The following is a 12,351-nucleotide window of genomic DNA, read 5'->3' as shown; positions in this document are numbered from 1 at the left end:
CAAATTGGTTGGACGGAATATTTTTCTCATTTCAAAAAAGCTAAAGCATGTTTAGCAGACAGGTTTATGGGAATCGTCTAGTAAGGAGGCGGTTTTATGCCATGGAGTAAAAATGATTATCCTGACTCATTTAAGAATTTGGAACAAGACGTAAGAGACAAAGCGATTGAAATCAGTAATGCCCTATTGCGTGAAGGAACAGACGAAGGACGTGCTATCGCAATTGCAACAACAAAAGCACGGGAGTATGTGCAAGGCAACGAGAGTGATCGCAATGTATATGAAGTCCGTCCACGTGATAATGATTGGGTCCTCATGAAAAAAAATGGTGAACGGGCCATTTTCAAAGAAGAAACGAAAAGTGCGTTACTCGACAAAGCAAAGCCGTATGTGAATGAACATGATGGTAGCCTTAACGTCTATCATGAAGACGGGTCGTTTGAAAAGACCTTATATGACTGATCCAACATCTTTATCTATTCATATGATGGACATGTCTGCCTATTTCATGCATACAAAAAGGACCGCATTTTCCTGATGACAGGTAGCGGTCCAATATACCTTTACAACTATTAACTTAATGTTTCTTCCATTGATAATTCACGTAATTTGAATTTCTGAATTTTACCCGAGGCCGTCATCGGATACTCATCCGTAAAATGAATATACTTCGGAATTTTATGGCGGGAGATGTTGCCTTTGCAAAATTCACGCACTGACTCTTCAGTAAGAGTCGTATTATGCTTAGGTATAATCCAAGCCATCAATTCTTCTCCGTACTTTGAATCGGGGACACCGACAATTTGCACATCTGATATGTCAGGATGTGTATACAAAAACTCCTCCACTTCGCGTGGATAAATGTTCTCTCCTCCACGTATGACGACATCTTTGATACGCCCTGTAATATCGATATATCCATCTCCATCCATCACTGCCAAATCACCCGTCCGAAGCCAACCATCCACGTCGATCACTTCTCTTGTTGCTTCCTCATCATTATAATATCCCTTCATGACGTGATAGCCACGCGTACACAATTCACCTGGACTTCCGGCAGGCATTTCAACACCTGTTGAGGGGTCGATAATTTTCACTTCCACATGCGGATGGGGCTTACCGACAGTCGATACACGTTTTTCTATCGGATCATCCGTTTGTGTTTGCGTAATGACCGGTGAACTTTCCGTCTGTCCATAACAAATCGTAATTTCGCTAGCACCCATTTCTGTGATGACCTTTTTCATCACTTCAATCGGGCATGTCGAACCTGCCATAATTCCTGTCCGCAATGTAGATGTATCATATTTAGGAAATTCAGGATGCTCAAGTTCCGCAATGAACATCGTCGGAACGCCATGAAGCGCTGTACACTTTTCATCCTGGACGGCGTTCAATACTTTCAACGGATCGAATTGCTCAATGATGACCATTGTAGAACCATGCGTAACGGCCGCCATATTACCAAGGACACAACCGAAACAGTGGAAGAATGGTACAGGAATACAAATACGGTCATTTTCCGTCAATTTCATATAATCACCGATAATTTTTCCATTATTTACAATATTACGATGTGTCAACATGACACCTTTAGGAAAGCCTGTCGTTCCGGACGTGTATTGGATATTTATAACATCGTCAGGAGACATTGTCTGTCGACGTTTAATGAGTTCTTCATCGGTAATGCCTGTTGCATGTACCATGAATTCCGACCATTTATAGATTCCTTTTTCTTGCCTATTCGTCATAAGAATAATTCGTTTGAGTTTTGGAAGTTTAGCACACGTTATGACACCATCATCTGTTAGCAATGACTCTGGACAAATCGACCGGATAATCTCGATATAGTCGGTCCCTTTAAAGCTCTCGTCCATTATTAACGTTGTTGCATCAGATTGTTCCAATAAGTACTCTAGCTCTTTTGCCTGGTAATTCGTATTCACCGTGACAAGAACCGCACCCATTTTACCTGTTGCAAACTGGCTAAGAAGCCATTGAGGCTTATTGTCCGACCAAATGGCGACATGCTCCCCTCTTTGTATGCCCATCCCGATGAATGCCTTTGCCAACTCATCGGTTTCATTATCGAATTGCTCATATGTTCTTCGCAAACCGATTTCTGGATACACATACGCTTCCTTTAGAGGATTTTTTGCCGTCCATTCCTTTACAATATCGCCAACTGTTTGATTTAACAAAGACATCCACCTGACCCCTTCCTATGAATCTATTGATAGTTACACATTATCACAAAATTCGGAAGAAGTCTTAGGCATAATTACTTAAATAGTTATTTTATTCTGAATGTCCTATAGTCTTCAATCCCTTTGTTCTATAGGAAAAACGCGGCCTCTTTCATCTTTATAAACGAGATGGTGACGCTCGAGTTTTGTTGGAGAGTCAAGACCTGCTGCTGCTGCAATTCGGAATAGGCCTTCTCGCATTGTCAAAATATAATTAGTTACACGGAACTTTTTCTCTTCTACGACTAGGCCTCTTTGTAAAATCTTGTCCGTTGTTGCTACACCTGCTGGACAGTCATTTGTATGACAACGGTGCGCCATAATACAACCGACGGAAATCATAAAGCCACGGGCGATTTGAACAAGATCCGCTCCCATCGCTAAAGCCATTGCAGCTTTATCCGGTGTCGTAATTTTTCCAGATGCAATAATCTTAACTCTATCACGGACTTCATATTTTCTTAATGCATCATCAAGTAGAATAAGAGATGATTTAAGCGGTAAGCCAACACTGTCTGCCAAGTCTTGATAGGTCGCACCTGAACCTCCTTCTGCTCCGTCAATTGAAATGAAGTCAGGTCCTTTACCCGTTTCATGCATGAATGACGCCAATTCCTCTGCGTCCTGTTGCCCGCCAATGACGACTTTGATACCAACAGGTTTTCCACCGTGGTCGCGTATTTTTTCAATGAAGTCGAATAGCGTCGGAAAGTCTGAGAACTGCTTGAATCGATTTGGACTGTTTATCGTCGTATAAGGGACAACATTACGGATTTTAGCAATCTCTTCTGTTACTTTTTCACCTTCAACATGACCGCCGCGCATTTTCGCGCCTTGCGCAAGCTTAATCTCAAAAGCTTTCACTTGTGGAATTTCCGCCTTCTCACGCAACCTTTCCCAACTGAATTCGCCGTCTTCTGTCCTGAAGCCAAAGAGTCCTGAGCCGATTTGAGCAATAATATGTGCATCGCCTGCCAAATGGTGTGGTGATAGTCCTCCTTCTCCGGTATTCATCCACGCCTCGCGCGCCATACCGATTCCTTTTGATAATGCAGTAATGGCATTTTCCCCTAATGCACCGTAACTCATAGCTGACTGCCCCAGTAGGCTTCTTACGTGAAATGGCTTTTCGCAATTAGGTCCAAGTACTATCGCATCTTCTTCAGGAAGAAGCCATGGCAATGCCGGGATTTCTTCACGATGCTCTTTCCGTGAGAACAAGCCATCTTCATCGACTTTATAACGCATTGTATTCACTAGTTCTTCATTATCTACACGCATCTCTTCGTTCTGCTTTGTAAACATCGAGTTGCGGATATAGTAACCCGGTTCTTCAAAATCTCGTTTTGAACCGAAACCGATAACATTATTCAAATATTTCCCCGGCATAACCATATGTAAATATTCCAATCGATTGAAAGGTTCACCTTTATTGTCATCATCGAACAAGTATTGACGGAATTCCGGTCCTGTTTTTTCCAACATATAGCGCATTCGTCCGAGAATCGGATAGTTCCTTAAAATCGCGTGCTGTTTTTGTCGTTTATCATAGAAATAAAGAAAAATGATTGCTGTTATCGGAATAACAACCAAAAATAGTACAATTAATGTTGTAGTGATTGATATACTTTCTATCCAACTCATTACCGCACCCCTTTTCCAAGTGTTAGTTGTAGTGTAACATGTGTATATTCCACTAATATAGAATAACCAAACAATTTAGGAGGATTATTATGGTCATTAATTTATTGAAATCTCACGCATCTGTACGGGACTATAAAGACATTCCGTTAACGAAGGAAGATGTTGCTGAACTGGTTCAAGCCGGACAGCATGCAGCAAGCTCTAATTTCGTCCAAGCTTATTCAGTCATTTATGTAACTGATGATACTAAGCGACAACAACTGGCTCATCTAGCTAAAAATCCTCGTCAAATCCTTTCTGCAGGAGCTGTCCTCATTTTTTGCGCAGACTTTTACCGATTGCAAAAAGCAGCTGAACTGCATAGTAAGCAAATCGATTACTCCCATGCGGAGAGTACACTTGTCGCGACTGTCGATGTCTCGCTGTTTGCCCAGAATGTTGCAATTGCAGCTGAATCAAAAGGCTATGGCATTTGTTATATTGGTGGTGTGCGCAATGCTCCAGAGGAAATCAGTGATTTGTTCCATTTACCTGAAGGTGTCGCGCCGATGTTCGCTATGACTATCGGTATTCCGGAAGAGGAAAATGAAGTGAAACCTAGATTACCTGTTGAAGCAATTATCCATGAAAACGGCTATGATCTTACTAAATATGATGAGATTTTGCCTGCCTATGACGACACGATGAACGCTTATTATCAGTCTCGCGGGTCCAATCAAAAAGACTCACTGTGGTCTACGCAAATGGCAGATTTTTTAGCGGAACCGAGACGGACATACATGAAAGAATTCCTTGCAAAACGCGGATTCACATTCAACTAAGTTTTCAGGATCAGCTAAAGTGAAGTGTTAAAAGCACACCTATACTGATCCTTTTTGGTATTGTTAAACGTATATACTTGTCTGAAAAGAGGTCCGACGTTATGCAATTTGAAGAACTAATCGACACGCTTGTGCAACGATTCGAAGAAGGGGCATTTATCCAGGCAACAATTAGCCAACCACGCTATAAATCAGCAGGGCTAATGAAAGTGAAACTGAAGCCAGTGGAAATAAAAAATGAAATCCATATACAATTTGAATATCACTACGAACGCATTTTGAAACACGAAAACGTTAAATTGTCAGATGTCCGTCTTGCTTTGCAACAACAACTGGAACAATTCAAGCAAATGCAAGTCGAGTTCACCGATGAAAAAGTGCATATTCAATTGACGAAAAAATTCAAGGTTTCTTGGAAAGCGGAAAAGACTGAGACGAAGAAAGCAGTTAATTTGTCGCATAATAGGAAGAAGAATTATTTACTGGATGATGAAACGCCATATCCTTTTCTTATTAGGCTAGGTGTACAAACATCTGAAGGGAAAGTTAAAAAGCAGAAATACGACAAGTTCCGGCAAATAAATCGTTTCGTGGAGTACATTGACGATGCGCTTGCCCACTTGCCAAGTGATCGTCCAGTACGGATTCTCGATTTCGGATCAGGCAAATCGTATTTGACGTTTGCGCTCTATCATTATTTGCATATTGAAAAGGGCTTGGATATCCAGGTAACAGGGCTCGATCTGAAAAAAGAAGTCATTGAGGAATGCAATGTGATTGCGAGAGATCTCGGGTATAAGCAACTCGAATTTCTTGTAGGCGACATTAATGAATATAATGAAGAAACAGCTGTCGATATGGTCGTTACCCTTCACGCCTGTGACGTTGCAACGGATATGGCACTTGCAAGAGCGGTCAAATGGGGAGCAAAAGTTATTTTAAGTGTCCCTTGTTGCCAACACGAGTTGTTCTCACAAATTAAGTCACCTGCGCTTAACGTCATGTTGCAACACGGACTAATAAAAGAACGCTTTTCGGCACTTGCGACAGACTCCATTCGAGCAGAGCTTCTTTCGCTCGTCGGCTATGATGCGCAATTGCTGGAGTTCATCGATATGGAACATACACCAAAAAACATTCTTATCCGCGCTTATCATTCAGGAAAAGAACCAAATCCAGACGAAATCGCCAGGTATAGAGCATTTAGGGACTTATTGAATGCCAAGCCGTTTTTAGAGAAAGAGCTACGTGAAGCAGGTCACCAAATCTAGGAGTTGAATTCATGCCAATTTACAACAAACTTGTACGCGATTTCATCCCTCAAATTATCGAGAAATCTGGCCAATCGTGTACGACGAGGGTTTTGACCGAAGAGGACTATATTGCTGAGTTGAACCGCAAAATGCATGAAGAACTTGAAGAATATGAAACGTCGGAAACTGCTGATGACGCACTTGAAGAACTGGCAGATCTGCTTGAACTAATTCATGCCGCCACTGTATTTCATGGTTTTTCACTAGCTGAACTTGAGAAGATCCAGCAACAAAAGGCCGAGAAACGTGGCGGATTTGAAGAACGGATTCTCTTGATGGATGTCGACGACGAATAACGTTCACGTACGCTCTCCCAATAAAAAAGACGCTTCTCCGTTATGGAGAGCGTCTTTTTTATTGGGAGGATGCAAATGGTTTTAGGAAGTCTCAAAAATTAAAGAATTAGTAATTCCGTTTCCCCTAGAAGCTCGTTGTACAACTTCAAATCCTTTTCAAAAGAAGCCTGATAAGTGGATAAGCTATGCACCTTCACTTTTTCAAAGCTATCCCATTCGGCAATTCCAAAAAAGCGGTTTAAAATCTCCGCATTAGCCCAGGCAGTTTTTTCAAAAGCAATATCTGATTCATGTTCTTCCAGCAACATCGTCACATATGTCAAATCTGTTGTTCTATTGTCCGCAACAACAAGTTTCTTCGCTTCATACAATTCAATTGCACGCTGCAACGATGACTGAAGTGCTTCTCTATCCATTGCATGACCTAGCTCATGTATCGTCAAAATACTTACATATGTTCCCAATGCCATCGGATCCGGCAATTCCATACATGCGGCTTGCACTCGATCTACATCTACAAGCACTTCATCTTTTATGAAATCGTACATCATATTGACACCGGACTGTTCCACTTTCAACTTTATATCCATATTGGCAGATTGCATCGTCGATATGATGATTTTCGTTATTCTTTCTTCGGTTACATCCATTCTTTTCCCCTGACTATCTATATATTTCTAATCTCTATTTAACAGGAAGTTGACAGTAGACATGCAGTTCATTATATAAAAACAGTATATGATTTTCAATGCCAAATTGAGTTTTTCATTAATCTAATAACACGATTTCATGGCGCTAAGTAGGTAATTCTATTCTTCCAACTCAACATCCATGAATACATATCCGTCTCGCTCACGTTGCCCGTTAAACGTTAGCGCAATTCGCTCGTTAAAAATCGGGCCGTCAACTACAACTGTATGGAATTCACCCGATTCTCCACACGAATCAATGCCTGACGCTTCTAATTCATTCATTAGATCAATCGTGAATTTACGACCAATGTACTTCGCTGGCATCATTTTAGTGTTCACAACGATAATATATGCTTCAAATCCTTCTCTCACAAATTCCTCTAACAGTTTGCGTCGGGGTTCCATCCATAGCGGGTGAATCGCTTTCATCCCCACTTTTGCGCAAGTTGTCTGCACCCATTTCAAATGTTCCTCTAAATCAATATCTCCGAAAACACCGTTGGGAATTCCATCTTGGACGCATTCTTCCATAGCGTCAAGAAACTGTCTCTCGTAGCTATTCCAGTCTGCACCTCTAATCATAAGTGGAATACCTATACTATTAGCTTGTGCTTGAATGATTTCCATAGGTAAAGCATGCGATTTCGAACGCTCTTCGTCTTCTTCGAACATCGTCAAAAGTCGTTCTGGCACGCTGCCTTTCTGTTTGGCACGATAAAAAGCCAATGCCGAATCTTTTCCACCGCTCCACGAAGCGACAAATCGTTCAATCATCGTACAACACTTCCTTTATAATAATACGTATGAGTATACCATATGGACTTTTTTCTTCTCCAAACTATTTCCACGAGCCGTCCGTCTAAATTAATAAGACGCTATCGCGATACGTCAATTTTTAAGAAGGTGACCTGATTGTCATGACAAAAGATGAAAAGTTCGAACAGGTTCAACGTTTTATCATTGAATACCAGCACGCCCATTATCGGCTGGCGTTCAGCTATGTGAAAAACAAGGAGAATGCGCTTGATATTATACAAGATGCGATTGTTAAAGCACTTCGCTCCATTGATGGTTTGCAAGAAGCAAAGTATATGAAAACATGGTTTTACAGGATTCTCGTGAACACCGCTATCGATTTCATCCGCAAGCATCAGCGGGTATCGATTATGCCGGACGAAATCCTAGATATCCATTTACCCCCTTCTGAGAATAATGTGAGGGACTTCGACTTGCAGGAAGCGGTCGACCAATTGTCCCCGACTTATAAAACAATTATTTTGTTACGTTTTTTTGAAGATATGAAGATTGAAGAAATTGCTGAGATTACTGGTGATAATGTCAACACTGTAAAAACCCGTTTATATGCAGCTTTGCGTAAATTGCGTGTGGAAATGGGAGAGGAGAAAGTCTTATGAGTAAATTGGATAAGTTGAAAAAAGAGTATGATTCAATTGAAATTCCGCCGGAACTTGAAAGTGTTGTAAACGACGCTGTTCGGCGATCAAAAGAAAAAAGCCCTAAACGTCCGGTTTTCCGTAATTGGATGATCGGTACGGCAGCTGCTGCTGCTATTTTTGTTGGGAGCATTAATGTGAGTCCTTCTTTTGCACAAGCGATGGGCAATGTCCCTTTTCTCGGTTCGATTGTGCAAGTTCTGACGGTACATGAAATCGTGTTTAAGGAAGAGAGGTTTTCTGCAAACCTGGCCACTCCGACAATTACGGGGTTAGCGGATGAAGAGCTGCAAGCTTCGTTGAATGAAAAATATTTGGCAGAGAACAAAGCGCTTTTTGATGAGTTCCAGGAAGAAATGAAAGATATGGAGGAGTTTGGTGGCGGTCATCTTGGTGTCGATACTGGGTATGAAGTGAAGACTGATACGGAGCGCATCCTTTCCATCGGACGCTATTATGTGAATACGGTCGGGTCTTCATCGACGACATTTACTTATGATACGATTGATAAGATTGATAATGTGTTGATCACGTTGCCGAGTCTTTTCAAGGATGAGCTATATATCCCGGTTATCAGTGCATATATTGAAACGGAGATTGAGCGTCAGATGAAAGCTGATGAGAATATCGTCTACTTTACAGAAGAAGATTTCGGTGAAGGTTTTACGACGATTGAAGCGGATCAGCAATTCTATATTACAGATGCAGGTAAGCTTGTCATCTCGTTTGATAAATATGAAATCGCTCCTGGTTATATGGGAATGATCACGTTTGAAATCCCAACTGAAGTTGTGACAGATTTGTTAGTGAGTGACGTATATATTAAGTAATACAACTCCCGTACATTGCGTACGGGTTTTTTAAAATATAAAATCCCCGCGACGGCTGTCGGGGGATTTTATTTATTTGTAGTATTTATTTGTGGAACTCCATCTTTGATAAGTAATTCTTCTATCGTTTTCTTTAATCGTTTGAGGTGGCACCTTTCGTACTGCCCAACGAATGGAAACCACTGATAGAGCGGTATTGATCCAAGGTTCGGATGTTCGAATGACTTCTGTTTGAGTGTATCTTTGCAGCTTGAATCATATACGTCAAGCAAATAAATACGAGAATTATGCAGTTCGACTTTGAGTTCAGAAATTGTTTTAAAAGTGTCTGAAGGGAGTGTCTCCTTCGGCATGCCACCTTTGACCATTGGGCTGTCCGGCAATAGCATCAGTTTCTTACCTACTCTTCGGCTTGCGGGATTCTTCATCTCTCTTAAGATATTTGTAGCTATATATGTTTCCATCAATGTCAGATGTTCTAGGATTTGCTTCGGAGACCATCCACCTGTAGACGGTATTTTGTTGAATTCGTCATCTGTTAACCCATCGATAGCCAGATAGATCTTTCGACGGATTTTATTGTTACCCTCGAATACCATTACATCTCTCCTTTACTTGCGAACTATTTATGGGTTATTCCGTTTCATTCACACAGTCTACGCTCTTTTCGCGGAAATTTAAAGTACTAGGCGCATATTCAGAAAAGTAAATTGTCTAGGTGTTAGGTCGCTTGGTTGAGCGGTTTATGTAAATTCTCAAAAAGAAAAGAAGCCGCCCTGACTAACGAAGAGCAGCTTCTAGTTATTATGCAGGCATCGGTGTATCTGTCGGTTTTGCGTATCCTTCATTGTACGTTTCGTCAATGAAGTTGCGGATTTCCTTCAGCGATTTGCCCTCTTGCTTCAGTTGCACGGATTTCACAGCAATTTCGAGACAGACAAGGCAACGTGTACCGTGGTCATCCCAGACGACAGATCCATCTTCACGGATTTCATCGACGAAGCAGTTCAAGTTACTTTTGTGTCCAGCGCTTTCTCCACATCCACAGTAGCACGGCATGTAGGCAAGGATGTCATCGGCATTCGCTGCAATTTGATAGACAAGTTGCATGTCCTCCGGTTTGTCCGCTAGAAATTTTGGTAATTCCGATGCGGATGCAGTCACTTCTTGCAAGTCTCCGTTCGGGAGATGCTTTTCATGTCCAACAGCTACATCACTATGATCATCCTCTTTGTGTGCCTTGTTCCCGCACGCGGAAAGGACAAGGACGAATATGAGCATAATAGGCATAAGGCTTTTTTTCATTAAAGTCTACTCCTTACATTCGTTATAGTCCCTCCATCATAACGGAGAACGTAAGTTGGATGGGTTACAAATTTGTGGACAATTAATCTGCAAGTCGAAAAGTTTATTTACCGATCATTTTTGAAGGATCTACATATTCATCAAATTGCGCTTCTGTTAATAAACCTGTCTTCAATGCGGCCTCTTTTAAAGTTGTTCCTTCTTTATGTGCAGCTTTTGCAATTTTCGCCGCGTTTTCGTAACCGATATGCGGGTTCAATGCCGTTACTAGCATAAGTGAGTTTTTCACTTTATTGTCGATTTCCTCACGGTTTGGCTCAATGCCAACTGCGCAATTGTCGTTGAAACTTACCATACCTTCAGCCAGTAACTTCGCACTTTGTAAGAAGTTGTAGATAATGACTGGCTTGAATACGTTGAGCTCAAAATTCCCTTGGCTCGCTGCAAACCCGATTGTTGCGTCATTCCCCATTACTTGGGCAACGACCATCGTGAGTGCTTCACTTTGTGTTGGATTCACTTTACCTGGCATGATGGAACTGCCTGGTTCATTTTCAGGAATGGTGATTTCTCCGATCCCTGATCTCGGACCGCTCGCTAACCATCTGACGTCGTTCGCGATTTTCATCAAATCAGCTGCAAGGGCCTTCATCGCGCCGTGTGTATAAACGACTTCGTCATAGCTTGTGAGCGCGTGAAATTTATTATCTGCGGATGTGAATGAAATGCCGACAGACTTGGATATTTCTTCTGCTACTTTTTCTCCGAATCCTTTTGGTGCGTTTAGTCCTGTTCCGACTGCTGTTCCACCGATGGCAAGTTCCTTCATCGATTGCACGCTATCATTCAGCATCTTTTCCGTTTTCTCAAGCATGCGATGCCAGCCGCTGATTTCTTGTCCTAATGTAAGTGGTGTCGCGTCTTGTAGATGCGTCCGGCCGATTTTGATAATATCCATGAACGCTTCGGATTTTTTGTGTAACGTTTCTTTCAATTTTTGAAGTGCTGGCAACAGTTCTCGTTCCACAGCGATTACGCCTGAGACATGCAACGCTGTTGGGAATGTGTCGTTTGAACTTTGCGATTTGTTGACGTCATCATTCGGATGCAAGCGCTCTTCTTCGCCCCATTCCTCCAAAAGCTGATTGCCACGGTTCGCAAGCACTTCGTTCATATTCATGTTCGATTGTGTACCGCTGCCCGTTTGCCAGACGACAAGTGGGAATTGGTCATCCCATTTCCCTTCTAGCACTTCTTCCGCAGCCGCTGAAATTGCCTTCATTTTCGCTTCAGATAGATTGCCAAATGAGTGGCTCGCAATGGCTGCTGATTTTTTCAGATGGGCGAACGCACGGATGACGCCAAGCGGTATATGTTCTCCACCGATTTTAAAGTTCTGTTTACTCCGCTGTGTTTGTGCACCCCATAATTTATCCGCAGGTACTTTAATCTCTCCAAATGTGTCATGTTCAATACGATAGTCCATAACTTCTCCACCCTTTCGAATAAAATTGAAAGAAAACTCCTTCCTCTATCATGCACCTTTTTGTGATTGAAATAAAATAAAAAGACCCGGTTTCCCGAGTCCACCTTTCCAATCGAACTAATTTTCTGCACCGCTTCAATAGAGATTTCATCACCCGAACCGTGTGATTTTCCGGAAGTAAACTGGAGTACTGGATGATTCCCTTCTATACTTGTACCGGCTTTCTTCGTCAGCCAAAAAGCGTCTGATTTCTCCGATTTTCTT

13 protein-coding genes are annotated in these 12,351 nt (G+C 41.8%); 6 read left to right on the top strand and 7 right to left on the bottom strand.

The window, feature by feature from the left end:
- The first annotated feature begins 96 nt into the window (after positions 1–96).
- The gene (locus H9649_RS04655) at positions 97–462 is read left to right on the top strand and encodes a DUF2188 domain-containing protein (RefSeq protein ID WP_191693552.1); all 366 of its coding nucleotides are present in this window, start codon (positions 97–99) and stop codon (positions 460–462) included.
- Between the two features lie 110 nt (positions 463–572).
- Here the strand turns inward: H9649_RS04655 and H9649_RS04650 are convergent, their stop codons facing one another.
- Both H9649_RS04650 and H9649_RS04645 read right to left on the bottom strand, forming a co-directional pair.
- A complete protein-coding gene (locus H9649_RS04650; RefSeq protein WP_191693551.1) occupies positions 573–2,207 on the bottom strand; it encodes an AMP-binding protein in 1,635 nt (544 codons plus the stop codon).
- Positions 2,208–2,321: 114 nt separating this feature from the next.
- On the bottom strand, positions 2,322–3,890 hold the full coding sequence (locus tag H9649_RS04645; protein ID WP_191693550.1) for an FMN-binding glutamate synthase family protein: 1,569 nt from the start codon (positions 3,888–3,890) through the stop codon (positions 2,322–2,324).
- An 89-nt stretch (positions 3,891–3,979) separates the two neighbouring features.
- Here H9649_RS04645 and nfsA point away from each other — a divergent pair, with 89 nt between their 5' ends.
- From nfsA to H9649_RS04630, 3 genes are all read left to right on the top strand, one after another.
- Positions 3,980–4,711, top strand: a complete 732-nt coding sequence (nfsA, locus tag H9649_RS04640; RefSeq protein WP_191693549.1) for an oxygen-insensitive NADPH nitroreductase — start codon at positions 3,980–3,982, stop codon at positions 4,709–4,711.
- 101 nt (positions 4,712–4,812) lie between these two features.
- Positions 4,813–5,982, top strand: a complete 1,170-nt coding sequence (locus H9649_RS04635) for a class I SAM-dependent methyltransferase (RefSeq protein ID WP_191693548.1) — start codon at positions 4,813–4,815, stop codon at positions 5,980–5,982.
- Positions 5,983–5,993: 11 nt separating this feature from the next.
- Positions 5,994–6,320 (top strand): nucleoside triphosphate pyrophosphohydrolase, encoded by a 327-nt coding sequence (locus H9649_RS04630; protein WP_191693547.1) that lies wholly within the window; start codon positions 5,994–5,996, stop codon positions 6,318–6,320.
- Between the two features lie 98 nt (positions 6,321–6,418).
- On the opposite strand, the gene H9649_RS04625 is transcribed toward H9649_RS04630, so the two are convergent.
- Positions 6,419–6,970, bottom strand: coding sequence for an integrase (locus tag H9649_RS04625; RefSeq protein WP_191693546.1), 552 nt, complete (start codon positions 6,968–6,970; stop codon positions 6,419–6,421).
- 159 nt (positions 6,971–7,129) lie between these two features.
- Positions 7,130–7,786, bottom strand: a complete 657-nt coding sequence (locus tag H9649_RS04620; RefSeq protein ID WP_191693545.1) for a Dph6-related ATP pyrophosphatase — start codon at positions 7,784–7,786, stop codon at positions 7,130–7,132.
- A 143-nt stretch (positions 7,787–7,929) separates the two neighbouring features.
- Here H9649_RS04620 and H9649_RS04615 point away from each other — a divergent pair, with 143 nt between their 5' ends.
- A complete protein-coding gene (locus H9649_RS04615) occupies positions 7,930–8,427 on the top strand; it encodes an RNA polymerase sigma factor (protein ID WP_191693544.1) in 498 nt (165 codons plus the stop codon).
- Positions 8,424–9,296 (top strand): DUF3298 and DUF4163 domain-containing protein, encoded by an 873-nt coding sequence (locus tag H9649_RS04610; protein WP_191693543.1) that lies wholly within the window; start codon positions 8,424–8,426, stop codon positions 9,294–9,296. Before H9649_RS04615 ends, H9649_RS04610 begins: the two co-directional genes overlap by 4 nt.
- Positions 9,297–9,364: 68 nt before the next feature.
- On the opposite strand, the gene H9649_RS04605 is transcribed toward H9649_RS04610, so the two are convergent.
- The 3 genes from H9649_RS04605 to fumC form a co-directional block, all read right to left on the bottom strand.
- On the bottom strand, positions 9,365–9,895 hold the full coding sequence (locus tag H9649_RS04605) for a DinB family protein (RefSeq protein ID WP_191693542.1): 531 nt from the start codon (positions 9,893–9,895) through the stop codon (positions 9,365–9,367).
- Positions 9,896–10,100: 205 nt separating this feature from the next.
- Positions 10,101–10,601: a PCYCGC motif-containing (lipo)protein gene (locus H9649_RS04600; RefSeq protein ID WP_191693541.1), complete on the bottom strand. Its 501-nt coding sequence runs from the start codon at positions 10,599–10,601 to the stop codon at positions 10,101–10,103.
- Between the two features lie 103 nt (positions 10,602–10,704).
- A complete protein-coding gene (gene fumC, locus H9649_RS04595) occupies positions 10,705–12,087 on the bottom strand; it encodes a class II fumarate hydratase (protein WP_191693540.1) in 1,383 nt (460 codons plus the stop codon).
- Positions 12,088–12,351 lie beyond the last annotated feature (264 nt).

The organism is Sporosarcina quadrami, assembly GCF_014836615.1.
Classification (GTDB): domain Bacteria; phylum Bacillota; class Bacilli; order Bacillales_A; family Planococcaceae; genus Sporosarcina; species Sporosarcina quadrami.
The sequence above is the reverse complement of the archived record's forward strand: the minus strand, read 5'-3'. Positions and strand labels throughout refer to the sequence as shown.